The 22,596-nt window shown below is 64.9% G+C and carries 26 protein-coding genes; 17 read left to right on the top strand and 9 right to left on the bottom strand.

Going from position 1 to position 22,596, the window contains the following annotated elements:
* The first annotated feature begins 80 nt into the window (after positions 1-80).
* The 6 genes from QFZ30_RS08965 (at position 81) to QFZ30_RS08940 (ending at position 5,298) form a co-directional block, all read left to right on the top strand.
* On the top strand, positions 81-914 hold the full coding sequence (locus QFZ30_RS08965) for a helix-turn-helix transcriptional regulator (RefSeq protein WP_307075403.1): 834 nt from the start codon (positions 81-83) through the stop codon (positions 912-914).
* Complete coding sequence (gene sufB, locus QFZ30_RS08960; RefSeq protein ID WP_307075401.1) at positions 914-2,377, top strand: Fe-S cluster assembly protein SufB; 1,464 nt, start codon at positions 914-916, stop codon at positions 2,375-2,377. The genes QFZ30_RS08965 and sufB overlap by 1 nt, the downstream gene beginning before the upstream one ends.
* Before the next feature lie 2 nt (positions 2,378-2,379).
* The gene (sufD, locus tag QFZ30_RS08955; RefSeq protein WP_307075400.1) at positions 2,380-3,666 is read left to right on the top strand and encodes a Fe-S cluster assembly protein SufD; all 1,287 of its coding nucleotides are present in this window, start codon (positions 2,380-2,382) and stop codon (positions 3,664-3,666) included.
* Between the two features lie 20 nt (positions 3,667-3,686).
* Positions 3,687-4,046: a non-heme iron oxygenase ferredoxin subunit gene (locus QFZ30_RS08950; RefSeq protein ID WP_307075398.1), complete on the top strand. Its 360-nt coding sequence runs from the start codon at positions 3,687-3,689 to the stop codon at positions 4,044-4,046.
* 109 nt (positions 4,047-4,155) lie between these two features.
* On the top strand, positions 4,156-4,953 hold the full coding sequence (gene sufC, locus QFZ30_RS08945) for a Fe-S cluster assembly ATPase SufC (RefSeq protein ID WP_307075396.1): 798 nt from the start codon (positions 4,156-4,158) through the stop codon (positions 4,951-4,953).
* A gap of 12 nt (positions 4,954-4,965) precedes the next feature.
* Positions 4,966-5,298, top strand: a complete 333-nt coding sequence (locus tag QFZ30_RS08940) for a metal-sulfur cluster assembly factor (protein ID WP_307075394.1) — start codon at positions 4,966-4,968, stop codon at positions 5,296-5,298.
* A gap of 132 nt (positions 5,299-5,430) precedes the next feature.
* On the opposite strand, the gene ypfJ is transcribed toward QFZ30_RS08940, so the two are convergent.
* Positions 5,431-6,312: a KPN_02809 family neutral zinc metallopeptidase gene (gene ypfJ, locus QFZ30_RS08935; RefSeq protein WP_307075392.1), complete on the bottom strand. Its 882-nt coding sequence runs from the start codon at positions 6,310-6,312 to the stop codon at positions 5,431-5,433.
* 61 nt (positions 6,313-6,373) lie between these two features.
* Between ypfJ and QFZ30_RS08930 the strand changes: the two genes are divergently transcribed.
* Together QFZ30_RS08930 and QFZ30_RS08925 are read left to right on the top strand one after the other, a co-directional pair.
* Positions 6,374-7,780 carry a class I adenylate-forming enzyme family protein gene (locus tag QFZ30_RS08930; RefSeq protein WP_307075390.1) on the top strand — a complete coding sequence of 469 codons (1,407 nt, stop codon included), beginning with the start codon at positions 6,374-6,376 and terminating at the stop codon, positions 7,778-7,780.
* The gene (locus tag QFZ30_RS08925; protein WP_307075388.1) at positions 7,749-8,969 is read left to right on the top strand and encodes a thiolase family protein; all 1,221 of its coding nucleotides are present in this window, start codon (positions 7,749-7,751) and stop codon (positions 8,967-8,969) included. Before QFZ30_RS08930 ends, QFZ30_RS08925 begins: the two co-directional genes overlap by 32 nt.
* A gap of 26 nt (positions 8,970-8,995) precedes the next feature.
* On the opposite strand, the gene QFZ30_RS08920 is transcribed toward QFZ30_RS08925, so the two are convergent.
* Genes QFZ30_RS08920 through QFZ30_RS08910 form a run of 3 tightly spaced genes read right to left on the bottom strand, consistent with a single transcriptional unit; the run spans position 8,996 to position 10,976 of the window.
* Complete coding sequence (locus QFZ30_RS08920) at positions 8,996-9,619, bottom strand: energy-coupling factor transporter transmembrane component T family protein (RefSeq protein ID WP_307075387.1); 624 nt, start codon at positions 9,617-9,619, stop codon at positions 8,996-8,998.
* Positions 9,616-10,332 carry an energy-coupling factor ABC transporter ATP-binding protein gene (locus tag QFZ30_RS08915; RefSeq protein ID WP_307075385.1) on the bottom strand — a complete coding sequence of 239 codons (717 nt, stop codon included), beginning with the start codon at positions 10,330-10,332 and terminating at the stop codon, positions 9,616-9,618. The genes QFZ30_RS08920 and QFZ30_RS08915 overlap by 4 nt, the downstream gene beginning before the upstream one ends.
* Positions 10,329-10,976 carry a biotin transporter BioY gene (locus QFZ30_RS08910; protein WP_307075383.1) on the bottom strand — a complete coding sequence of 216 codons (648 nt, stop codon included), beginning with the start codon at positions 10,974-10,976 and terminating at the stop codon, positions 10,329-10,331. Before QFZ30_RS08910 ends, QFZ30_RS08915 begins: the two co-directional genes overlap by 4 nt.
* 323 nt (positions 10,977-11,299) lie before the next feature.
* Between QFZ30_RS08910 and QFZ30_RS08905 the strand changes: the two genes are divergently transcribed.
* The gene (locus QFZ30_RS08905; RefSeq protein WP_307075381.1) at positions 11,300-12,898 is read left to right on the top strand and encodes an ABC-F family ATP-binding cassette domain-containing protein; all 1,599 of its coding nucleotides are present in this window, start codon (positions 11,300-11,302) and stop codon (positions 12,896-12,898) included.
* A 196-nt stretch (positions 12,899-13,094) separates the two neighbouring features.
* Here QFZ30_RS08905 and QFZ30_RS08900 read toward each other — a convergent pair whose 3' ends face one another.
* From QFZ30_RS08900 to QFZ30_RS08890, 3 genes are read right to left on the bottom strand one after another with little or no spacing between them, the layout of a single operon-like run.
* On the bottom strand, positions 13,095-13,979 hold the full coding sequence (locus QFZ30_RS08900; RefSeq protein ID WP_307075379.1) for an SURF1 family cytochrome oxidase biogenesis protein: 885 nt from the start codon (positions 13,977-13,979) through the stop codon (positions 13,095-13,097).
* Complete coding sequence (locus QFZ30_RS08895; RefSeq protein ID WP_307075378.1) at positions 13,980-14,249, bottom strand: hypothetical protein; 270 nt, start codon at positions 14,247-14,249, stop codon at positions 13,980-13,982.
* Entirely contained in the window at positions 14,246-14,680 is a 435-nt protein-coding gene (locus QFZ30_RS08890) for a DUF3099 domain-containing protein (RefSeq protein ID WP_307075375.1), read from the bottom strand. The genes QFZ30_RS08895 and QFZ30_RS08890 overlap by 4 nt, the downstream gene beginning before the upstream one ends.
* 141 nt (positions 14,681-14,821) lie before the next feature.
* On the opposite strand from QFZ30_RS08890, the gene fabG reads away from it, so the two are divergent.
* Positions 14,822-15,547 carry a 3-oxoacyl-ACP reductase FabG gene (gene fabG, locus QFZ30_RS08885; RefSeq protein ID WP_307075373.1) on the top strand — a complete coding sequence of 242 codons (726 nt, stop codon included), beginning with the start codon at positions 14,822-14,824 and terminating at the stop codon, positions 15,545-15,547.
* 20 nt (positions 15,548-15,567) lie between these two features.
* On the opposite strand, the gene QFZ30_RS08880 is transcribed toward fabG, so the two are convergent.
* Positions 15,568-15,945 (bottom strand): DUF5655 domain-containing protein, encoded by a 378-nt coding sequence (locus QFZ30_RS08880; RefSeq protein WP_307075371.1) that lies wholly within the window; start codon positions 15,943-15,945, stop codon positions 15,568-15,570.
* Between the two features lie 198 nt (positions 15,946-16,143).
* Here QFZ30_RS08880 and QFZ30_RS08875 point away from each other — a divergent pair, with 198 nt between their 5' ends.
* On the top strand, positions 16,144-16,896 hold the full coding sequence (locus QFZ30_RS08875) for an SDR family oxidoreductase (protein WP_307075369.1): 753 nt from the start codon (positions 16,144-16,146) through the stop codon (positions 16,894-16,896).
* A gap of 83 nt (positions 16,897-16,979) precedes the next feature.
* On the opposite strand, the gene serB is transcribed toward QFZ30_RS08875, so the two are convergent.
* On the bottom strand, positions 16,980-17,873 hold the full coding sequence (gene serB / locus QFZ30_RS08870) for a phosphoserine phosphatase SerB (protein WP_307075367.1): 894 nt from the start codon (positions 17,871-17,873) through the stop codon (positions 16,980-16,982).
* 132 nt (positions 17,874-18,005) lie between these two features.
* Between serB and QFZ30_RS08865 the strand changes: the two genes are divergently transcribed.
* The 6 genes from QFZ30_RS08865 to QFZ30_RS08840 all read left to right on the top strand — a co-directional run bounded on the left by QFZ30_RS08865 (position 18,006) and on the right by QFZ30_RS08840 (position 22,596).
* Positions 18,006-18,791 carry an ABC transporter ATP-binding protein gene (locus QFZ30_RS08865; RefSeq protein WP_307075365.1) on the top strand — a complete coding sequence of 262 codons (786 nt, stop codon included), beginning with the start codon at positions 18,006-18,008 and terminating at the stop codon, positions 18,789-18,791.
* A gap of 18 nt (positions 18,792-18,809) precedes the next feature.
* Positions 18,810-19,595 carry a sulfite exporter TauE/SafE family protein gene (locus tag QFZ30_RS08860; RefSeq protein WP_307075363.1) on the top strand — a complete coding sequence of 262 codons (786 nt, stop codon included), beginning with the start codon at positions 18,810-18,812 and terminating at the stop codon, positions 19,593-19,595.
* Positions 19,596-19,602: 7 nt separating this feature from the next.
* Positions 19,603-20,412 carry a TrmH family RNA methyltransferase gene (locus tag QFZ30_RS08855; RefSeq protein ID WP_307075362.1) on the top strand — a complete coding sequence of 270 codons (810 nt, stop codon included), beginning with the start codon at positions 19,603-19,605 and terminating at the stop codon, positions 20,410-20,412.
* A gap of 151 nt (positions 20,413-20,563) precedes the next feature.
* Positions 20,564-20,821: a type B 50S ribosomal protein L31 gene (locus QFZ30_RS08850; RefSeq protein ID WP_011691973.1), complete on the top strand. Its 258-nt coding sequence runs from the start codon at positions 20,564-20,566 to the stop codon at positions 20,819-20,821.
* A 98-nt stretch (positions 20,822-20,919) separates the two neighbouring features.
* Positions 20,920-22,014 carry a lipoate--protein ligase family protein gene (locus tag QFZ30_RS08845; RefSeq protein WP_307075357.1) on the top strand — a complete coding sequence of 365 codons (1,095 nt, stop codon included), beginning with the start codon at positions 20,920-20,922 and terminating at the stop codon, positions 22,012-22,014.
* Positions 22,015-22,065: 51 nt separating this feature from the next.
* Positions 22,066-22,596, top strand: coding sequence for an RDD family protein (locus tag QFZ30_RS08840; RefSeq protein ID WP_307075355.1), 531 nt, complete (start codon positions 22,066-22,068; stop codon positions 22,594-22,596).

The following is a 22,596-nucleotide window of genomic DNA, read 5'->3' as shown; positions in this document are numbered from 1 at the left end:
GCGACGAAGTCCCCACGCAGGTCAGCCTCACCTTACTGGAACGGGGGACTAAATTACGACATGATTGTGTTGTGTATTCCATGAGCAATGCTACTGCTGTGCCTTTTGCCGGGCACGGGGCGCCACGCGCCACTGCTGACCACGGCCGCATCGCCGCGGTGCCGGCGGCGGACGCTGACGAGCGCACCCGGGACCGGGTCCTTGGCGCTGTCCTGGAGCACGGCCCCATCAGTGCAGCCGAACTTGGTGACATGCTCGGCTTTACGCCGGCCGCCGTCCGCCGCCACCTCGATCACCTCTCCCGAAGCGGTGTCATCGAGGTCAAACGTGTGGCCAGGGCTGGTGCCGGTGCGGGCCGGCCCGCTCGCCGCTACGTTCTGAGCTCGCAGGGTCAGTCCACGCTGGGCAACGATTACCTGGATATCGCCAGACTGGCACTCAAGCAGCTCCAGGAGGTGGCGGGCGACGAAGCAGTGCGGGCGTTCGCCGTCGAGCGTTTTGCCGAGATGGAGCGCCGGTACACACCGGAAATCGAGCTGGCCGGGCCGGATATCACAGCCCGCGCGAAGGCATTGTCCGAGGCCCTGAGCCGGGACGGCTTTGTGGCTTCCGCCGCCTCGATCGAGGCAAAGGCCCCACTGCCCGCGGCGCTTTCCAGCGTCCAGCTGTGCCAGGGGCACTGCCCCATCCAGCAGCTCGCTGCGCAGTTCCCCGTTTTCTGCGACGTCGAGACCGAAGTGTTCGCCCGGCTGGTAGGCGTTGACGTGCGACGGCTGTCCACGCTGGCACGCGGAGGCCACGTCTGCACCACCCACATACCTACAGGCCGGCTGGCAGCCGCGGGGCCCCAGGCCCCTCAAGCCGCCACCGCCAGCCTGGTTGAAGTAACCAACCATCAGCAAGAAAGGCCGTGATGACGGACCAACTATCAGAGAAAGCGGTAGCCGAAGACACTGTGATCTCAGAGATTCTGGAAAAGAATCCTGAGCTCCACGGCATCGGCACGTACGAGTACGGCTGGTCCGACAAGAACGACGTCGGCGCCAACGCCCGCCGCGGCATCAATGACGAAGTAGTCCGGGACATCTCGGACAAGAAAAGCGAGCCCGAATGGATGCTCGACCTTCGCCTGAAGGGCCTGAAGTACTTCGACCGCAAGCCCATGCCCACTTGGGGCGCTGACCTCTCCGGCATCGACTTCGACAACATCAAGTACTTCGTCCGCTCCACGGAGAAGCAGGCCGCCACGTGGGAGGACCTGCCTGAGGACATCCGGAACACCTACGAAAAGCTGGGTATCCCGGAAGCTGAGCGCAGCCGCCTCGTATCGGGCGTGGCCGCACAGTACGAGTCCGAGGTTGTGTACCACCAGATCCGCGAGGACCTGGAAGCGCAGGGCGTCATCTTCCTGGACACCGACACGGCACTGCGCGAGCACCCGGAGATCTTCCAGGAGTACTTCGGCACCGTCATTCCGGTGGGCGACAACAAGTTCGCATCCCTGAACACAGCCGTCTGGTCCGGCGGATCCTTTGTGTACGTCCCCAAGGGCGTCCACGTGGACATCCCGCTGCAGGCATACTTCCGCATTAACACGGAAAACATGGGCCAGTTCGAGCGCACCCTGATCATCGCCGACGAGGACTCCTACGTCCACTACATCGAAGGCTGCACGGCTCCGATCTACACCTCGGACTCCCTGCACTCCGCCGTGGTGGAAATCATCGTCAAGAAGGGCGCCCGCGTCCGCTACACCACCATCCAGAACTGGTCCACCAACGTGTACAACCTGGTGACCAAGCGTGCCATCTGCGAAGAAGGCGCAACCATGGAGTGGGTCGACGGCAACATCGGTTCCAAGGTCACCATGAAGTACCCGGCCGTGTACCTGGTGGGCGAGCACGCCAAGGGCGAGACCCTGTCCATCGCCTTCGCCGGCGCAGGCCAGCACCAGGACACCGGTTCCAAGATGGTGCACATCGCTCCGAACACCAAGAGCTCGATCATTTCCAAGTCTGTTGCCCGTGGCGGCGGGCGTGCTGCCTACCGCGGCCTGGTCCAGGTCCGTGAAGGTGCCAAGCACTCGGCCAACACCGTGCGCTGTGACGCGCTCCTGGTGGACACCATCAGCCGTTCGGACACCTACCCGTACATCGACATCCGCGAGGATGACGTTGTGATGGGCCACGAAGCAACCGTTTCACGGGTCAGCGAAGAGCAGCTCTTCTACCTGATGTCCCGCGGCATGCGCGAAGACGAGGCCATGGCGATGATCGTCCGCGGCTTCATCGAACCGATTGCCCGCGAACTCCCGATGGAGTACGCACTTGAGCTGAACCGCCTGATTGAACTGCAGATGGAAGGGTCCGTCGGATAACGATGACTGAAATCACTACCGAAAAGGCGCGCATCGGCGCGCCCTCAGCCCAGCCGTTCATCAACGGCTTCACCGAGGAGGGCGAGAGCCTGTCACCGATCAACGCGGCCGGTTCGAAGGCTCCCCTTGCCGGCGAAGCCGTCAAAAGCCATTCGCATGGCGGCGGCGTTGGCATCCCGGACAGTTCACGCGCCGGCCGCCTGACCTCCTACAAGCTGGCCGACTTCAAGCCGCTTACGGGCCTCGAAGAGGACTGGCGGTTCACACCGCTCAAACGGCTTCGCGGGCTCCACAGCGAAGTCCTCACGGGGGCGGCTCCCACCGTCACCGTCAGCGGACCGGACCGCGTCACGGTGGAGACGGTTGCACGCGGCGACAAGCGCATCGGTTCCGCTGGCATCCCGGAGGACCGCGTGTCCGCGAATGCCTGGGAGAACTTCAGCGAAGCCACCGTTATCACCGTTCCGACCGAATTCGAGGCGGACACAGAGATCAGCGTGCTCATCACAGGCCAGGCCACCGAAGCGGCCGCCCAGCACTTGGTGATCGTGGCGGAAAAGTTCTCCAAGTCCGTTGTGGTCCTGGATCACCAGGGCTCGGCAGTCGTATCGGAGAACATCGAAATCGTGGTTGAAGACGGCGCGGACCTTACGGTCGTCTCGCTCCAGGAATGGAACGACGACGCCGTTCACGCCTCTTCCCAGCAGGCAAAGATCGGCCGCGACGCGAAACTCAAGCACGTTGTGGTCAGCCTCGGCGGCGACCTCGTCCGCGTGACCCCCTCGGCGCGCTTCACGGCTGCGGGCGGCCAGGCTGAAATGTTTGGCCTGTACTTCGCCGACGCCGGCCAGCACCTGGAACAGCGGCTGTTCGTTGACCACGCTGTGGCGAACTGCACCTCCAACGTGCTCTACAAGGGTGCTCTGCAGGGGCGCAATGCCCACGCGGTGTGGGTTGGCGATGTACTGATCCGCAAGGAAGCCGAAGGCACCGACAGCTACGAGGCCAACCGCAACCTGCTGCTCACGGACGGTGCCCGCGCCGACTCGGTTCCCAACCTGGAAATCGAAACCGGCCTGATCAAGGGCGCCGGCCACGCCAGCGCCACCGGCCGCCTGGACGACGAGCACCTGTTCTATCTGATGGCACGCGGCATTCCTGAGGATGTTGCCCGCCGCCTGGTGGTCCGTGGCTTCCTCCACGAGATCATCCAGCACATCAGGATTCCGGCCCTCGAAGAACGGCTGACCGACGCTGTTGAGCGCGAACTCGCCGTGACGAACAACTAGACCGCGCGGGGATATCAGAGATGACTGACCAGCCAAAGGGCGAATTCGTCTGCAAGTCGGATGAGATCCAGCTCAAGCAGGCACTGCGGGTCCTGATCGACGACTACCCCGTAGCGATCGTCAAGGATTCCATGGGCGAGATCCACGCCATCGGCGACACCTGCTCGCACGCGGACATCTCACTGTCCGAGGGCGAAGTGGAAGGCTGCATGATCGAATGCTGGGGCCACGGCTCGCAGTTCGACCTGCGGACCGGTGAACCGCTCCAGTTGCCGGCCTACGATCCCGTCCCGGTGTTCGCCGTCGACATCCGTGGAGACGAGGTCTATGTGGATTTCACCAACGTAGTCAACGGCGCGGAAGCCCCGACCTTCAGCTAGCAGCATCGCCGGCGACAGCCGGACAAACGTCCAAACAGCAACAGAACCAAACTTCCAGACAAAGACCGCACCGCTGCCGGAAGGCACGGCGCAAAGGAGAACAAGACATATGTCTACTCTTGAGATCAAGGACCTGCACGTCAGCATTGACACCGAGCAGGGCACCAAGGAGATCCTGAAGGGCGTCAGCCTGACCATCAAGACCGGCCAGACGCACGCCATCATGGGGCCCAATGGCTCAGGCAAGTCCACCCTGGCATCCACCATCGCCGGACACCCGCGCTACAAGGTCACCAGCGGCACCATCACCCTGGACGGCGAGAACGTCCTGGACATGAGCGTTGACGAACGGGCCCGGGCTGGCCTGTTCCTGGCCATGCAGTACCCCGTGGAGGTCCCGGGTGTCAGCATGACCAACTTCCTGCGCACCGCCAAGACCGCCATTGATGGCGAGGCACCCAAGCTGCGCACGTGGACCAAGGAAGTCAAGGACGCCATGCAGAAGCTGCGCATCGACGCCGACTTCGCCCAGCGCAACGTCAACGAAGGCTTCTCCGGCGGCGAGAAGAAGCGCGTGGAGATCCTCCAGCTGGAGCTCTTCAAGCCCAAGTTTGCCATCCTGGACGAGACGGACTCCGGCCTGGACGTTGACGCGCTCAAGGTGGTCTCCGAGGGCGTTAACCGCGCCCACGCGGAGGGCAACATGGGCACGCTGCTCATCACCCACTACACGCGCATCCTGCGCTACATCAAGCCTGACTTCGTGCACGTGTTTGTTGACGGCCAGGTTGTTGAAGAGGGCGGCCCGGAACTGGCTGACCGCCTCGAAGAAGAAGGCTATGACCGCTACGCCACCGGCGCCGGTGCAGCCACCATCGCCGCCGCCACGGCAGCAGCACAGGCCTAGTAGGGACTTGCCATGACCGAAATCAAAGCGGCCCGCACGGGCCTCGAGGATGTCGAAGAGGCGCTCAAAGACGTCATCGACCCCGAGCTCGGGGTGAACATCGTTGACCTGGGGCTGCTCTACGGCCTGAAGTACTCCGACGACGACGGCGCCCTGCTGATCGACATGACACTCACCACCGCCGCCTGCCCGCTCACCGATGTCATCGAGGAGCAGGTGGGCCAGGCACTGGACGGCGTCGTGGACGACTGGCGCCTGAACTGGGTATGGATGCCGCCGTGGGGTCCGGAGCGGATCACCGACGACGGCAAGGACCAGATGCGGGCCCTCGGCTTCAACATCTGAAATCCACCCAAGTACGACGACGGCGGGTCACCTTCTCTTGAGAAGGTGACCCGCCGTCGTCGTGCTTCAATCGATTGCTCCGTCAGCGCCCTTTTCGAGCGTCAAAAGGGCACTTGTGGAGCAACCGATGGGTTAAGGGGTGGCCACCGCGAAGGTGTCGCACTCGTTAATGTCGCCGGTCTGGTAGCCCTGGTAGAACCACTTCTGGCGCTGTTCGCTGGAACCGTGAGTCCAGGCTTCAGGTGTGACGCGGCCGGTCGCTGCTTGCTGGATCCGGTCATCGCCCACCGCGGACGCCGCGGAGAGGGCGTCGCTGAGGTCCTGGTCGGTCAGCGGTTCCAGGAACGGCCGGCCGGTGTTGGGGTCCTGCTGGGTGGTGGCGTGGCGGGCCCAGAGTCCTGCGTAGCAGTCGGCCTGGAGTTCAACCCGGACGGCGCCGGACTCAGGGCCCTGCGGATCCTGCTGCGCCCGGTCCAACGTTCCCAGCACGTTCTGGATGTGGTGGCCGAATTCGTGAGCCACCACGTATTCCTGCGCGAGCGGGCCGCCCGAGGACCCGAACCGGTCCACGAGTTCCTGGAAGAAGCCGGGGTCAAAGTAGGCCGTGGTGTCGGCCGGGCAGTAGAACGGGCCTACCTCGCTGGTGGCCGCGCCGCAGCCTGTGTTGGTGGCCTGGCTGAAAATCACGGTCTCCGGCTGAGGATACTGCACGTTGTATTCCTGGAGATATGCGGGCCAGAAGGCGTTGAGGCTGTTCACTGTGCCGGTGATCCGGCAGTCCAGGCGGGCGTCGGCGTCGGCTCCCGTGCTGCACGCCGGTGCCGTTCCCTGGTTCTGCGGGTCCTGTCCCGCGCCTGCCAGGCCTTCCAGCAACTGCGGGTTGACGCCCAGCAGCGCCGCTATGAGCAGGATCAGCCCGCCCCCGATGCCCCCGCCTATCTTTGCGCCCCGGCCCATGCCGCGCCGGTCCTGCACCTGGGACGGGTCCAGCTGGACATCGTCATTGAAGCTCATAGAGTCACAATAGCCTTTTCGGGCGGGGCCGAACCGGTGTCCGGCCGGTAAAGTTGGTGCGATGCCTTTTCTCAACAAGATCCAGCGCTGGGCCGAAGAACGGCCCCAGGATACCGCCGTCGTAGTTGCCGGCCGTCGCCTGGGCTGGGCCGAACTCCGCGACTCAGCGACGGCGGCCGTCGCCAGCTCAGCGGGTGTCACAGTCCTTGCCGAAGCCAACTCCGTAGACTTCGCTGTCAGGTTCGCCGCCGCGGTGGCAGGCGGGCGCCAGTGTGCCGTCCTGGACCCCTCCTGGCCTGCCCAGCTACACAGCGAGATTCTCCTGCGACTGGAGGCGTCGGTGCTTCCTGCTGCGGTATCAGCCGAGGATGCCCTGGCGGACGGGTCGCCGGAATCGACGTTCCTGATCGGTCTCACGTCCGGCACCACGTCGGTGCCGAAGGCTTTCACCCGGTCACGGCGGTCCTGGCAGGAGTCCTTTGACGCCTCGATTGAATTCTTCGGCCTCCGGCAGGATGACGTCACCCTTGCTCCCGGTCCACTCGCTGCCAGCCTGAACCTCTATGCCCTCGCGGAGTGCCTGTACGCCGGTTCCGAGTTCCAGACGCTTGAGAGTTTCGACGTCGGCGATGTCCACGCCGCGATCAGCCACGACCGCGTGACCCGGCTGGTGCTGGTGCCCACCATGCTGCGGCTGCTCAGCGAGCGCGGGCTCACCGGCAGTGTGGATGCCTCCGGTGTGCGGACCATCATCTGTGCCGGTTCCAAACTGGATGCGCGTACCTTGGAGGCGGCCCGGCGCTGGGCTCCGAATGCCACGATTTTCGAATATTACGGCGCGTCCGAGCTCAGCTTTGTTTCCGGCGCGGGGCTGCCTGCGGGAGAACTGCTGGATGCCGGCGGAACCGGGATCGGACGCCCATTCCCCGGCGTGGAGGTCCGGATCCTGAGCGACAGCGGCGCCTCCCTGCCCGACGGCGAACCGGGCAACATCTGCGTCCGCAGCGGGATGGTCAGCAACGGTTACCTTTGGGGTGACGACGGCGAGGCCCTCCGTTCCTTCGACGGCTGGTTCACCGTGGGGGACCAAGGCTACCTGGCCAATGGGCAGCTGCACATCCTGGGCCGGCGCGCGGACATGATCCTGACCTCGGGTAAGAACGTTTATCCCCACGAGGTGGAACTGGCGTTGGCGTCCGTTCCGGGCGTTGCCGCCGCCGTGGCCGCCGGGATCCCTGACGACATCAGGGGCCAGCGCGTGGTCGCAGGGGTTGTTGCCTCGCACGGCGGGATCACGGCCACCCAGCTCAAGGCCGGCCTCGAAAACATCCTGCCGCGCGACAAGCGGCCGCTTCAGTACTTCGCCCTGGCCGAGCTCCCCACCACCGACCGTGGCAAAGTCAGCCGGAACATCCTCCTCGACTGGATCAGTTCCCATGACCACAGGGCGCGGCACCTTGGCCAATAACCTCCCGGCTGACGCCCTTCCTGCCGACCGGCAGCCCGTAATCATCGCGGCGCGGCGGACCGCGGTATGCCGGTCGAACGGTGCCCTGAGGGAGCTGCGCGCGCACGAACTGCTGGCCCCGGTCCTGGCGCAGCTCCTTTCCGACAGCCTGGTCCCGCAGGAAGCCGTCACGGACGTGGTGATCGGCAACGCCGTGGGCGGCGGCGGCAACGTTGCCCGTCTTGCCCTGCTGGAGGCCGGACTTCCGGTCAGCGTTCCGGGCGTCACGGTCGACCGGCAGTGCGGTTCGGGGCTGGACGCTATCGTCCTGGCCTCCAGGATGGTGGCGGCCGGTGGAAATCCCGTCTATCTCGCCGGGGGAGTGGAGAGCATCAGCACCGCCCCGTTGCGGGCCCACCGTAACGACGACGGCGGCCCGGAGTTCTTTGACCGGGCACAGTTCGTGCCGCGCGGCTTTGGCGACCCGGACATGGGCGTGGCTGCGGAGAACGTGGCCTCCCGGTTTGCAGTCAGCAGGGAGAGCCAGGACTCTTTTGCCTTGCGAAGTCATCAGCGGGCGGTGGCGGCAGTCGCGGCGGGTTTCTTTACTGACGAGATCGTCCCGCTGGAGACTTCGGCGGGAACCGTCCAGTCGGACGACGGCCCACGCCCGCGTCTGACGGCGGGCGTTCTTCAGAGATTCCCGGCGGCCTTTGTTGATTCCGGGACTGTCACCGCGGGGAACTCATGCTTTGACGCGGACGCCGCATCCGCCGTCGTGATTACTTCCTTGGAGCGCGCCCGCGAACTCGGAGCCGAGGACGGGCTCCTGGTGCTGGCCACTGACACTGCCGGCGTGGAACCAGGGCTGCTGGGAATCGGGGCGGCGGTTGCCGCTGAAAGGCTGCTGGGGGCCAGGAACATCACCGCTGCCGGCATCGGCCTGGTGGAGTTTAACGAGGCCTTCGCGTCCCAGGCTTTGGCCTGCCTGGATCATCTGGGCATTGACCCGTTCCGGGTAAACGCCGACGGCGGCGCTCTGGCCTTGGGCCATGCGTACGGCGCGTCCGGTGCCGTGCTTGTAACGCGGCTGCTGGCCCAGGCGCGGCGGTCAGGGGCGCACGGCTGCCTGGCGCTTGCCATGATCAGCATCGCCGGCGGCATGGGAACCGCCGCGCTGCTGCAGTACGAAAGGATCGCCGGCACCTGATCCGTTGCGGCGGGGCGGACCTCCCGTCAGTCGCCGGCCTCGCCGAGGCCGCGGGCCGCCAGGGCCTCACCGGTCTGGCGCGCGAACGCCACGGTGGTGATAAAGACGGGGAGTACCAAGGCGCGGGGGTTGCGTTCCAGGCCACGGGCGCGGGCGGAGTCGCGGACGTCTGCAAAGGAACCGGCTATATAGGGGATGCTCCGCAGCATGACGGCAATGGTCAGGGCAAAGCGCTCCGGATCGGCACCGAACCGGCGGAACGGCGCAGCGAGGGACACCACGCCGTCCAGCAGGCGCTGCAATGGGGTGGTTGCAGTCAACAGGGACGCCGCCACCACACAGATCAGGATGTTCAGGACGATCCGGGTCCCGGTGGCTGCACCCAGTTGCCACCATTGGAACAGCCCGATGACCAGCAGTACCAAAGCCAGCGGCCGGATGGCGCCGAGGAGCCTGCCTGGCCCGGCGCCCGTCAAAAGGAACAGCCCGCTCATCACTGCAAGCACCGCGGCGGATACCATCCAGTCGACGATGAGAAAAGACGCCATCCCGCAGCCCACCACCACCAGGAACTTCAGCCAGAGCGGGGCACGGTGGAGCAAGGACGTGCCCGGGACGTAGTTGGCGAGCAGGAAGCCGTGGCCCTTCACGGCGCCGCCAGGCCTGTGGCGCACAGTGACCGGTACGCGTCCACGGCGTCCGCCGGGCGGCCGTCGAAGACCACCCGCCCTGCCTCAATCACCAGCACCCGGTCCATGTCCAATGCCAGGTCGAGGTCATGGGTGGACATAACGATCTGCTGTTCCAGGCCGGACAGCGTGCGCCGCAGCAGTTCACGGTTTCGCAGGTCCAGCAGTGTTGAGGGTTCGTCCAGCACCAGAACGGAGGGATTCACAGCCAGTACGGCTGCGAGCGCCATAAGCTGGCGTTCCCCGCCGGAGAGCTCGTAGATGCTCTGGTCCGCCAAGGGGAGCAGGCCGAAGCGGCCCAGCGCCGAGTCCGCCTTTTCCCGGCGTTCGGCTCCATTCCGGACGGAGCGCCGCAGGGACAGTTCAACGTCCTCCCGGCCTGTGGGCATGACCAGCTGGGAGAGGGGATCGGTGAAGACGAATCCCACTTGCTGCCGGACGGCGCGCACCTTCCGGACGGTGTCCGAACCGTTGACCGTAACGGTCCCTGAGCTGGGCGGTACGAGCCCGTTTATCAGGCGGAGAAGGGTGGACTTGCCGGAGCCGTTGGCGCCCACCACGCCGATGCGCCGCTCCGTCAGGTTCAGCGTGATGTCCTGAAGCAGCACCTTGGGATCCGGGCGACCGTCCACGGCCACCCGGACTCCCACGTTGCTGAGGGAAATGGTGCTCACTGCGAGGCGGTGGCTTCCTGCGCGAGTGGCCGGACGCGGCGGACGAGCAGGTCCGGGAACGCCTTATGCAGGGCCAGGGCCACTGTGACTGCCAGAACGTTCTTGATGATGTCGCCGGGGTAGTAGGCGAGGTCGGCCAGGAATGCCTTGGAAAGGTCCAGCTTCGCGTTGACCATCATGCCCAGCACGCCGAGGGCGTGGACGACGACGATGCTCGTGACCATGGCCGCCGCGAAAAGGAATACGCCGCGGTTTTTCAGAGTGCGCCGGACAACGATGGCCGCGAGCCAGCCAACGCCCGCGGCGGCAAGGGGAAAGGCGATGATGTAGCCGGCCGAGGGGCTTGCAAGGATGCCCAGCCCGCTGCGTCCGCCACTGAAAATGGGGAGCCCCGCCAGCCCCAGCAGGGTGTACAGCCCCACGGCGGCGAAGGCCCGGCCCGGACCGAGGGCCAGCCCGGTGAGCATCACGGCGAGGGTCTGGAGGGTGATGGGGACACCGAGGCCGCCGACATGGATGGCTGCCACGAGCGCGGAGCCGGCCACCATCGCGGCGAACACGGCGATCAGGCCCAGGTCCGTGGCGTTCCAGCGGCGGCGTTCAGGGGAGGCCGTGCCGTTGACGGCAGTGTCAGTCTGGCTCATGGGAGATCCTGTCGGGTTAGTACAAGTGATTATGGGGTAATCCTGACGTTACCGGGCTGGCATTGACGGCGTTTTGTAGGTGCCCTACTAAACGCACGACCTGGTGCTGATGGCATGGAACAAAAAGACAGGCCGTGGCCTCGGACTGCGTGTGAGGGCTCGCGCGACCGGAGGGTTATCGCCGCGGTTATGCAGGGAAGTTGCTGCCGGTAGACTTGTATAGGCCGTTCTCCGGCCACTCTGCCCAGCTTCTTCCAGACGCATCCTTCCGGACGTCATCCGTTGAGCTGCGGCGTTCCCTGTTGTGAAAGGCCTTACCTGCTGTGATTACTGTCCAGGATCTTGAACTGCGCGCCGGCGCCCGGCTCCTTATGGACCAGGTGAGCTTCCGCATCGACAAGGGAGACAAGATCGGCCTGGTAGGCCGGAACGGTGCAGGCAAAACAACCTTGACCCGGGTGCTCGCCGGCGAAGGACTGCCGGCTGCGGGCAAAGTGACCCGCACCGGAGAGATCGGCTACCTTCCGCAGGATCCCCGCACGCCGGACATGGAACAGCTTGCCCGCGACCGCATCCTTGCGGCCAGGGGTCTGGACATCGCCGTCGGCAAGCTGCGCGTGGCGCACGATGAAATGGCCAGCGAGGACGCCGATGTCCAGCGCAAGGCGATGAACCGCTACGACCGGCTGGAATCCGAGTTCCTGGCGGCCGGCGGTTACGCGGCTGAGGCAGAGGCCGCTGCCATCTGCTCCAACCTGGCGCTGCCGGACCGCATCCTGAACCAGCCGCTCAAGACCCTCTCCGGCGGCCAGCGCCGACGTGTAGAACTGGCCCGGATCCTTTACTCCGACGCCGAGACCATGCTCCTTGATGAGCCCACCAACCACCTTGATGCCGACTCCATAGCGTGGCTGCGCGACTTCCTCAAGAACCACCAGGGCGGGCTCATCGTCATCAGCCACGACACCGAACTCCTGGAAGCCACCGTGAACAAGGTCTTCCTGCTGGATGCAAACCGTGCCCAGATCGACTTCTACAACATGGACTGGAAGCGCTACCTCACCCAGCGCGAAACCGACGAGCGCGCCCGCAAGCGTGAACGCGCCAACGCCGAGAAAAAGGCCCAGGTCCTTTTCGACCAGGCCAATAAGATGCGCGCCAAGGCCACCAAGGCTGTCGCAGCGCAGAACATGGCCAAGCGTGCCGAACGCCTGCTCAGCGGGCTGGAAGCGGTACGCGAGAACGACCGCGTGGCCGCCCTGCGCTTCCCCGACCCGTCACCGTGCGGCAAGACCCCACTCACCGCCGAGGGCCTCAGCAAGTCCTACGGGTCCTTGGAAATCTTCACCGACGTCGATCTGGCCATCGACCGCGGTTCCAAGGTGGTGATCCTGGGCCTGAACGGTGCAGGCAAGACCACGCTGCTGCGCATGTTGGCCGGCGTCGACAAACCTGACACCGGGGACGTCATTCCGGGCCACGGGCTCAAGGTGGGCTACTACGCCCAGGAACACGAAACCCTCGATGTCAGCCGGACTGTCCTGGAAAACATGCGCTCGTCGGCACCGGACATGCAGGACGCCGAGGTCCGTGGCATCCTCGGCTCGTTCCTGTTCTCCGGTGACGACGTCGACAAGCCGGCCGGCGTCCTCTCCGGCGGCGAGAAGACCCGCCTCGCACTGGCCACGATCGTGGCCTCCAGCGCCAACGTGCTCCTGCTCGATGAGCCCACCAACAACCTGGACCCTGCAAGCCGCGCCGAAATCCTTGGCGCACTCCGCAACTACAGCGGCGCCGTCGTCCTGGTCAGCCACGATGAGGGCGCTGTCGAGGCACTCAACCCGGAGCGCGTCGTCCTCCTGCCCGACGGTGTCGAAGACCTCTGGAACGAGGACTACCTGGACCTGATTACGTTGGCTTAGGCCGTTCAGTCTGGTTACCCCGGGCCAGCCCACCTTGAGTTCCGTGGTGATGGCCGCTCCGCTGGCGACACCTGTGCTCCAACGCACCAGCGAAGCAGCGTGGGTGATTTATGTAGCGTGCGTCAAAGGCGAGGAACGAGCCAGCACGCGGGAAATCACGCACGTTGCGAAGCGGACGCAACTCACGGCGCGAACTTCAGTACCCCTGGGCGTCCAGGATGGCATCTTCCTCTTCCTCGGCGGTAGGCTTTCCGCTCCTTCGAGGAGCAGGAGTACGACGGCGTGGCGCGGCGGCGGTTGAATGCATCGGTTCCAGTCCGGCTTCTTCGGCCTCCAGCGCGTCCTCGGCGTCGATGGCGGCGTTGCGGGCCTGCTGGCGCGCCGCGTACCCGAAGCCCACGAACATCAGGACGCCGAAGGCGAACCACTGCAGCGAATAGGACAGGTGCGTCCCTTCCTCGGTGGAGGGCATGGGAAAGGGGAACGGCATGTCAGCGGCGGCGGGTGTCTCCGAGGCGAGCTGGCCGTAGGCGCCGGTCAGCAGCGGGTAGCCGAGCTCGTCCGAGTAGGCGGGAAGGTCAATGGACGCCAGCTGTCCGTCGGGAGCGCCGCGCTGCAGCTGCGGCTCACCGGGTTTGAGCCGGACGATGGCGGTCACTTCTCCGGAAGGTGGCTCGGGTACCGAGTCGGGACTGCCGGGGTTGTTGTTGCCGATGGGCAGCCAGCCCCGGTCGATCACCACCGTCTCGCCGGAGTCCAGTTTGAATGGCACTACCACTTCATAGCCGGGCTGTCCGTTCAGGGGACGGTTCCGGACGATCCTTTGGCCTGTGACATCGTAGCGGCCCTTGAGCTCAACCTGGGTCCATTCCTTCTCGGGATCCAGCTGGGCGAACTCGTCCCTGGCCTCGGCAAAGGGGATGGGGGCGGCGGAGTAGTTGGATACCACGCGGTTGATTTCGGCGAGGGTCTCTGCCCTGCGGTCCATCTGCCATCGTCCCAGGAAGACGCAGGCCGTGGCGAAGATGGCGGCCAGCAGGAGATAGCCCAGCCATTTGCTGGAGAAAAGGAAACGATACATTCAGCGGTCCTGCCCCGAGGGAGCTGACCCGGCCCCGGTCACCAGCTCCACGGTTTCCTTCCAGAGTCCGCGCGTCTGGAGATAGTCCTCAAGCCAGTCGCGGTGGTCGGTGCAGGCGAGCCAGATCTTGCGCCGCTCGGGCGTATGGATCTTGGGGTTATTCCAGAGGAGCTGCCAGGAGGCCTCCGAGCGGCAGGCTTTCCGGGAACACGTGGCAACTGCTGCCGGCCCGGGACCGTCCGCCCCCGCAGCCAGGTCGAAAATGTTCATGAAGCGCGCCGTTCCTGTCCGTGGTTGGGTTCGTCGTCATCATCGATGAGTTCGCCCTGCAGGACTGCAGAGGTGGAACTGTCCTCGGCGGGGGCCCACTCAGGGCCCTCCAGTTCGGCGAGCGGCGCCGAGTCCAGCAGCGAATCACTGTGGATTTCCGCCTTGTCGCTGCCATTGGCGATCACCACTGCGATCCACGGCAGGAATACCGCGCCGGCAACCATAACGATCTTGAACCAGCCGTCCACCACAAAAATGAGGATGAGGCATACCATGCGGATCCCCATGGCCAGCGCGTACTTGATCATGCGCTGGCGCATGTCCTCGGAATGGGCTGCCGCGGCGTCCGTAATGGAGTGGACCCCCGAATCGCCGGAGAACCGTTCAGGATCTCCGGACACGGGCTGTCCGGCATGGTTTTCAAGGGTCACGGCTGATTGATCACGCTCCAAAGGCTTGCCTCAATTCTCTCACCATCAGCAGTGGCGCCCAAACGGAGGCTAAGATCGGAGGCAGCAAAATCCACCCCTTCCTACAGCGGCGCAGCGTGCCGCAGAATCCCGGAGCGTTTAATGTCTGAAGCAGTTACCGCGGCCCGCAGCGTCCTGATCACGGGAGGCAACCGAGGCATCGGGCTGGCCATCGCCGAGGCGTTCCTGGCCAACGGCGACAAGGTTGCCGTGACGTACCGGAGCGAGTCGCAGCTGCCCGACGGAATCCTTGGCGTCAAGGCCGATGTGACGGACGAATCTTCCGTTGATGCGGCGTTCGCCGAGGTGGAAGCTGCCCACGGTCCGGTGGAGGTCCTGGTGGCAAATGCAGGGATCACCAAGGACACCCTCCTGATGCGGATGAGCGAGGATGACTTCACCTCAGTGATCGACACCAACCTCACCGGGGCGTTCCGCGTCATCAAGCGGGCGTCCAAGGGCATGATCCGTCTCCGGAAGGGCCGCGTAGTCCTGATCTCCTCGGTCTCCGGACTTTACGGAGCCCCCGGCCAGATCAACTATTCGGCGTCGAAGGCCGGACTGGTGGGCATCGCCCGCTCGCTGACCCGTGAACTGGGATCGCGCGGGATCACGGCCAACGTTGTGGCTCCCGGTTTCATCAACACGGACATGACGGCTGAACTGTCGGAGGCAACCCAGAAGGATTACCTGTCCAAGGTCCCTGCCGGCCGCTTTGCTGACGCCTCCGAGGTGGCAAATGTGGTCCGCTGGATTTCCAGCGACGAAGCAGCGTACATCTCCGGGGCCGTTATCCCCGTGGACGGCGGATTGGGCATGGGTCACTAGCAGCCTGTAGACCTAAACCGTCACGCCGCCGCCTCGTACGCCTCCGTGAGCCATTCGGCCACCTCGGCGTCGAGCTCGGCCGCGGTTCGCAGTTCCAGATGGTGCATCCAGACATTGGCAGACGGGTGAACGATTTCCTTGAACCTGGGCGAATCGATCCGCCGGGGCAGCGCGATGGAGAGGACTGCCGGAACGTCAGTCTTGAGGTTCCGGCGGGGATTCCACACGTAGGCGAAGCCTCTCCGGCGACGGAACGCCACTTGGCTTGTGGTGGTGCGGACGCTCGCGGCGACAGTGGTGGTGATCAGGCTGTGCGCTGCACGGTAGAGCTCCATCCCGGCCGGTGAATCCCGAAAGAGTTCCTCGGGCGTGGACGGCCTGGCCTGCGCGCCGGTCAAGGGACGGTCCTCATGCCGGCAGCCTACGCCGTCGAAGCCCGCTCCGCAGGAGCCTCCCCAGGGCCGCGGCTGCCGACAGGCAAACTAGTCGCCCGGGGCTTTCTTTGTGGGGGTCAAACAAGCGGATTAGCCGGCCGCGCTGGCATGATGGACTGCAGGCCTAGACGCACTTAGACGTTTCGAACAAAGGAAGTACCTATGGGACTGCTGGACAACAAGACTGCCATCGTGACCGGATCCTCGCGGGGAATCGGCGCCGAAGTGGCCAAGATCCTCGCCGGCGAGGGTGCCGCCGTCGTCGTCAACTACCGCCAGAAGGCGCCCCGCGCCAACAAAGTGGTGGCCGGGATCGAAGCCGCCGGCGGACGCGCCACTGCGGTGGGCGCGGATCTCACCACCCAGGAAGGCGTGCAGGCGCTTGCCAGCGCGGCCATGGAAAATTTCGGTTCGCTGGACGTCCTGGTGCTCAACGCCTCGGGCGGCATGGAGTCGGGCATGGAAGACGACTACGCCCTCAAGCTCAACCGGGATGCGCAGGTCAACATGCTCAACGCCGCCGTGCCCTTGATGAAGGAAGGCTCCCGCGTGGTCTTCGTGACCAGCCACCAGGCCCACTTCATCAACTCCGTTCCCACCATGCCGGAGTACGAGCCCGTTGCCCGCAGCAAGCGCGCCGGCGAAGACGCACTCCGTGAACTCCTGCCGAACCTGGCGGAGAAGGGTATCTCCCTGGTGGTTGTGTCGGGTGACATGATCGAAGGAACCGTGACGGCGACCCTCCTGGACCGTTCCAGCCCGGGCGCCATCGAGGCACGCCGGGCCGAAGCAGGCAAGCTCTACTCCGTTGAAGAGTTCGCTGAAGTGGTAGCCGGCATGGCCACTGCCGACGTCGAGTCAGGCCACACGGAGTACGCCGGCGGTGCCGACTACTTCGGTAAGAGCGCCAACTAAACCCCACCCAGGCGAGATGGCATTTCGTGGCAGTGTTCTTACAGAACATTGCCGCGAAATGCCACCTTCCGGCCGACGTGAAATCAGACTCCTGCGATGTGCCGCACGGCGTCAAGGTACGGCATGTTGACGACGGAATCGGCAACGGCACGGACTGCCGGTTTGGCATTGAAGGCCACGCCGATCCCGGCTGCCCCCAGCATGTCAAGGTCATTGGCGCCGTCGCCTACTGCGATGGTGTGTTCCATCGGGATACCCTCGCCCGCAGCCCACTTGCGCAGGTACTTTTCCTTGGCGGCGCGGTCGATGACAGCGCCCAGGACTTTGCCGGTGAGGGCGCCGTCCACAATTTCCAGCTCGTTGGCAATCCAGTAGTCCAGGCCCAGGTCTTCCGCGATCGGCTGCAGGATCTGGTTGAACCCGCCGGAAACGACGCCCACCACGTGTCCGGCTGCCTTGAATGCGGCCACCAGTTCAGCGGCGCCCTCACTGAGCCTCACTTCCGCCCGCACGGCGTCGACGACGGTGGCGGGGAGGCCGGCGAGCACAAGCACCCGGGCGTGCAGGCTCTGGGCGAAATCCAGTTCACCGCGCATGGCGGCTTCCGTAACGGCGGCCACTTCCTCCCGTTTGCCCGCGTACGCCGCCAGGAGTTCAATGACTTCCTGCTGAATGAGCGTTGAATCAACATCCATGATCAGGAGCTTGCGGGGAGCCGCGCGCAGCCCTGCGGGCACAATCGCGGTCTCCGGCCCGTCAGCCTCGGCCTCTGCCACCGCACGGCGAAGGGCGGCAATCCCGGCCGCCGTGGTGTCAGCCATAGCCAGCTCCGCGGTGTGAACCTCATAGCGGCTGTCCCCGGTCCGGGATTCCGCCTCGAGGGTTGCACCGTTCCGGGTCAGGAGGGAACGCAGCTGCTCCAGCTCCGCAGGGGTCAGTTTGAGGCCATAGCTGACCGCAGTCACGTTCGAAGTCATGGCTGCAATCTTAGCCAGCGGGGGAGTGCGGCCCGAATTCATTGCGCCGCGGTCAGCAGCCGTGCAGCTCCAGGTACGTATCCCCTGTATCAGTTATCAGTCGGCCCCCGTTTTGTCCTAGTGTCTACTCCTATGAGTGATGTTCTTGAATTGGCCGCCGTCAGCGTTGTCCGTGGAGCCAAAACGCTCCTGAACAAGGTGGACTGGCAGGTCAAGGAGGGCGAGCGCTGGGTCATCCTGGGCCCCAACGGCGCCGGCAAGACCACACTCCTCCAGATCGCTGCCGCCCGGATGCACCCCACCAGCGGCATGGCCGGCATTCTGGAAGAAATCCTCGGCGCCGTGGACGTCTTTGAACTCCGCCCCCGCATCGGCCTCTCCTCTGCCGCCCTGGCCAACCAGATCCCGGAGCATGAGAAGGTCCTCAACGTGGTGGTCACTGCCGCCTACGGCGTGACCGGACGCTGGCGGGAGGGCTATGAGAGGGGCGACGAGCGCCGGGCCTTCGCCCTGCTGAATGAGTGGGGCATGGGGCCGCTGCTCAACCGTCCGTTCGCCTCCCTCTCAGAAGGTGAGCGCAAGCGCGTGCAGATCGCCCGGGCACTGATGACCGATCCTGAGCTCCTGCTGCTCGACGAGCCGGCCGCCGGCCTGGATCTGGGCGGCCGCGAGGACCTGGTGCACCGCCTCAGTGATCTGGCCCGCGACGAATCCGCGCCTGCCATTGTCCTGGTCACACACCACCTCGAAGAAGTGCCGCCGGGGTTTACCCACGCCATGCTGCTCCGCGACGCCAATGTTGTGGCGTCGGGGCCAATTGCGGAGGTGCTGACGGACGGATACCTGAGCGAGACCTTCGGCCTGGACCTTGACGTAACCGTCAACGCCGGCCGGTACACCGCCACTGCACGCCGCTAGTCGGCAGCATTACCCGGGGTGGATCTTCTCAGCAGTATTTTTGTGTTCTTTGCCGGCCTCTGGGCCGGCACCATCAATGCCGTTGTCGGCTCCGGCACGCTGGTTACCTTTCCGGTGCTGATCGCCCTGGGGGTCACCCCTGTGGTGGCATCCATGAGCAACGCCATGGGCCTGGTGGCGGGGACCGCGGCAGGGGCGTGGGGATATCGCCGTGAACTCAAGGGCAGGGGGAGGCAGCTGCTCAGGCTCCTCCCGGCGTCGCTGTTGGGTGGTATCTCCGGCGCCTGGCTGCTTCTTCACCTGCCGGAGGTGGTCTTCCACTACGTGGCCCCGGTCCTGCTGGTCCTGGCCCTGCTGATGGTGGTGTTCCAGCCGCGGCTGCAGTCCTGGGTGCGCAACCGCGAGGAGAATCCCGAGCACGCCATCCGGGACAAGCGCCATGGAATCCTCCTGGTGGTGCTGGTCTATCTCGCGGGCGTCTACGGTGGCTATTTCGTGGCAGCGCAGGGAATCCTGCTGGTCGGGATCCTGGGGGTGTTCCTGACCGGAACCATCCAGAACGCCAACGCCATGAAGAACATCCTGGTCCTGGGCGTGAACCTGGTCGCTGCCGTGTCCTACCTGCTGTTCGCCTTTGACCGGATCAACTGGCTGGTGGTGCTCCTGATCGCCGTGAGCTCCACTATTGGCGGGCTCCTCGGCTCCAAAGTGGGCCGGCGGCTCTCGCCAACTGTGCTGCGGGCCGTGATCTTTGCCCTCGGCCTGGTGGCACTGGGCTTTATGGTCGCAAATCTGCTGAAATAATCAGCCGGTGACAATCCACTACCTTGAATCCGCCGGGGACCCCCGCGTCTCCGACTACACGCAGCTGACGGATGTGCACCTGCGGAAACTCCGTGAACCGGCCGAGGGCATGTACATCGCCGAATCCTCGCGCGTCCTCCGCCGTGCGCTGGCTGCGGGCCACAGTCCGCGCTCCTTTTTCCTGGCCGAGAAGTGGCTTGATGACCTGCAGGACGTCCTCGGCGAATACCCGGACGTTCCGGCCTTCATCGGATCTGCCGCCCTGTTGGAGGAGATCACCGGTTTTCACCTTCACCGCGGGGCGATGGCAGCCATGCAGCGGCCGGCTCCGGTTCCGCTCCCGGAACTGCTCGCGGACGCACGCAGGGTGGCCGTCCTGGAGGACATCGTGGACCACACCAACGTGGGCGCCATTTTCCGGTCGGCTGCAGCGCTGGACGTCGACGCCGTGTTGATTTCGCCGCGCTGCGGCGATCCGCTCTACCGCAGGAGCGTCCGGGTCAGCATGGGAACCGTCTTCCAGGTGCCCTGGACGCGGCTGGAAAGTTGGCCGGGGGACCTCGCACTGCTCCGGGAGAAGGGGTTCACCGTCGCCGCACTGGAACTTACCCCCGATGCCGTGAACATCAATGAGCTCGCCGAACGCAACCCGGACCGGCTTGCCCTGGTGCTGGGCACCGAAGGTGCCGGTATGAGCGCAGCGACACTCGCCGCCGTCGACCTTGCCGTCAGGATTCCCATGCGGGCCGGCGTCGACTCCCTCAACGTGGCCTCCGCCTCCGCCGTGGCGTTCTGGGAGCTCAGGCCGCGGCTGTAGGCCGGCAAGATAGAGGGGACGGGTTCGCGACGACCTGCCGTATCCGCTATTATTGATAGCTGGCTGCCCTGCGTCTCCAGATGCAGACGCTGGCCATCCCATTCATACCTGGCAACTGGCAAAATCCAGTTGTACGAACAAAGGTCCAATTATGAAGTCCAATACCCACCCGAAGTACGAAGCTGTTGTTTTCAACGACCTGGCTTCCGGCGTCAAGTTCCTGACCAAGTCCACCGTGTCTTCCAAGAAGACCATCGAGTGGGAAGACGGCAACACCTACCCGGTCATCGACGTCGAAATCTCTTCCGAGTCCCACCCGTTCTACACGGGCAAGCAGCGCATCATGGACTCTGCAGGCCGCGTCGAGCGCTTCAACGCTCGCTTCAAGGGCTTCGGCGGCAAGAAGTAACTCACTTCCCCCAAGGTTCTTTGGAAAGCCCGCACCGGCAACGGTGCGGGCTTTTTGCGTTTCTGGCTTTCCTGCGTTTCTGGGGCAGGATGGAAGGCATGACTGCCACGCCAATTCCGGCTGATGATTCCGGCGCCCGGCGCCACCACGGCGAGTACAAGGTCCCTGGCGGCAAGCTGGTGGTGGTGGACCTCGACGTCGTGGACGGTGTCCTCGCCAAAGTCTCCCTCAGCGGGGACTTCTTCCTGGAGCCTGACGAGGCACTGCTGGAGATTAACCGCGCGCTCACCGGGCTTCCGGAGACGACGACGGCGGCAGAACTTTCCGGCGCAGTGTCCGCTTCCCTGCCTCCCGGGGCTGTCCTGTTCGGCTTCTCAGCCGACGCCGTGGCGGTAACCGTACGCCGCGCCCTTGCGAGGGCAAGCGCCTGGACTGACCACCACTGGAACATCATCGCCCCCACGGTGCTGCCTACCGCCATCAACGTCGCCCTGGATGAGGTACTGACTGAGGAAGTCGGCGCCGGCCGCCGCAACCCCACGCTGCGGTTCTGGGACTGGGAGGAACCGTCCGTGGTCATCGGCAGCTTCCAGTCCGTCCGCAACGAAGTAGACCCCGCCGGCGTCGCACGGCATGGCATCACCGTGGTCCGGAGGATCAGCGGCGGGGGAGCGATGTTCATGGAGGCCGGCAACTGCATCACGTACTCGCTGTACCTGCCGCAGACCCTGGTGGACGGCATCAGCTTCGCGGATTCCTACGCGTTCCTGGATGCCTGGGTGATGGCAGCCCTGGAGAAGCTCGGGATCACCGCCTTCTACGTCCCCCTCAACGATATCGCCACGGAACAGGGCAAGATCGGCGGAGCGGCACAGAAGCGCCTGGCCAACGGCGGCATGCTGCACCACGTCACCATGAGCTATGACATCGACGCCGACAAAATGGTGGAGGTGCTGCGCATCGGCAAGGAAAAGTTGTCGGACAAAGGCACCCGCAGCGCAAAGAAACGCGTCGACCCGCTCCGGCGCCAGACCGGCTTGTCCCGCACCCAGATCATCGCGGCCATGATGGAGGTCTTCAGCGAAAGATACTCCGCCACGGCCTCAGAACTCACCGGGGACGAACTGGCCGCCGCCCGCGAGCGGGTAGCCAACAAGTTTGGCACCGAGGAATGGCTGAACCGGGTTCCCTGACGCGGGCTCGCGCGGGCGCCCCAAGCCGGATCTGCCGATAGGATCGCGAGAGTGAACCGTCAACCATGGAACCGCTTGCTCGCCTGGCTGATCGACTGGATGTGCATACTCGCCTGGGTAGCCCTCATCGCGGCCGTCGGGGTTCCGCTCTGGCTCGCCGGGATTACCGGAGGGCTCACGGTGGTCGCCCTGAACATCATCGCCACACTCTCCCTTGTGGTTCCAGTGACCCTGACGCTCGCCTGGCTTGAATCGTCTACGCGGGAAGCATCGATCGGCAAACACCTGCGCCAGCTCCTCGTCGTGAACTCACGCACCGGCGTACGTATTTCGTACCGGCGTGCGCTCGTCCGCAACACGATGAAGATAGCTGTTCCCTGGACGATTGGACATGCAGCAGTCTTCGGTATCGTCACATCGAGCGCGGCGGGTGCCGTACCTCCCTGGATCTGGGTGGCGACGGCGTTTGCCTACGTGTTGCCGGCCGCTTACGTCGCGTCGCTATTCTTCGGGACGGGCCGGACACCCTACGACCGAATTTCCGGCACATCCGTCACCCTGCGTTCCCGTAGCGGTTCATAA

Source organism: Arthrobacter pascens (assembly GCF_030815585.1).
GTDB classification, from domain to species: domain Bacteria; phylum Actinomycetota; class Actinomycetes; order Actinomycetales; family Micrococcaceae; genus Arthrobacter; species Arthrobacter pascens_A.
The sequence above is the reverse complement of the archived record's forward strand: the minus strand, read 5'-3'. Positions and strand labels throughout refer to the sequence as shown.

Bases quoted from the DNA above. Each gene is read 5' to 3' on its own strand.
- QFZ30_RS08950 (WP_307075398.1), top strand. From the start codon at position 3,687: ATGACTGACCAGCCAAAGGGCGAATTCGTCTGCAAGTCGGATGAGATC.
- QFZ30_RS08900 (WP_307075379.1), bottom strand. From the start codon at position 13,979: ATGTATCGTTTCCTTTTCTCCAGCAAATGGCTGGGCTATCTCCTGCTG.
- QFZ30_RS08865 (WP_307075365.1), top strand. From the start codon at position 18,006: ATGAGTGATGTTCTTGAATTGGCCGCCGTCAGCGTTGTCCGTGGAGCC.
- QFZ30_RS08895 (WP_307075378.1), bottom strand. From the start codon at position 14,249: ATGAACATTTTCGACCTGGCTGCGGGGGCGGACGGTCCCGGGCCGGCA.
- QFZ30_RS08925 (WP_307075388.1), top strand. From the start codon at position 7,749: ATGACCACAGGGCGCGGCACCTTGGCCAATAACCTCCCGGCTGACGCC.
- sufD (WP_307075400.1), top strand. From the start codon at position 2,380: ATGACTGAAATCACTACCGAAAAGGCGCGCATCGGCGCGCCCTCAGCC.
- ypfJ (WP_307075392.1), bottom strand. From the start codon at position 6,312: ATGAGCTTCAATGACGATGTCCAGCTGGACCCGTCCCAGGTGCAGGAC.
- sufB (WP_307075401.1), top strand. From the start codon at position 914: ATGACGGACCAACTATCAGAGAAAGCGGTAGCCGAAGACACTGTGATC.
- QFZ30_RS08850 (WP_011691973.1), top strand. From the start codon at position 20,564: ATGAAGTCCAATACCCACCCGAAGTACGAAGCTGTTGTTTTCAACGAC.
- serB (WP_307075367.1), bottom strand. From the start codon at position 17,873: ATGACTTCGAACGTGACTGCGGTCAGCTATGGCCTCAAACTGACCCCT.
- QFZ30_RS08940 (WP_307075394.1), top strand. From the start codon at position 4,966: ATGACCGAAATCAAAGCGGCCCGCACGGGCCTCGAGGATGTCGAAGAG.
- QFZ30_RS08875 (WP_307075369.1), top strand. From the start codon at position 16,144: ATGGGACTGCTGGACAACAAGACTGCCATCGTGACCGGATCCTCGCGG.
- fabG (WP_307075373.1), top strand. From the start codon at position 14,822: ATGTCTGAAGCAGTTACCGCGGCCCGCAGCGTCCTGATCACGGGAGGC.
- QFZ30_RS08845 (WP_307075357.1), top strand. From the start codon at position 20,920: ATGACTGCCACGCCAATTCCGGCTGATGATTCCGGCGCCCGGCGCCAC.
- sufC (WP_307075396.1), top strand. From the start codon at position 4,156: ATGTCTACTCTTGAGATCAAGGACCTGCACGTCAGCATTGACACCGAG.
- QFZ30_RS08930 (WP_307075390.1), top strand. From the start codon at position 6,374: ATGCCTTTTCTCAACAAGATCCAGCGCTGGGCCGAAGAACGGCCCCAG.
- QFZ30_RS08910 (WP_307075383.1), bottom strand. From the start codon at position 10,976: ATGAGCCAGACTGACACTGCCGTCAACGGCACGGCCTCCCCTGAACGC.
- QFZ30_RS08965 (WP_307075403.1), top strand. From the start codon at position 81: ATGAGCAATGCTACTGCTGTGCCTTTTGCCGGGCACGGGGCGCCACGC.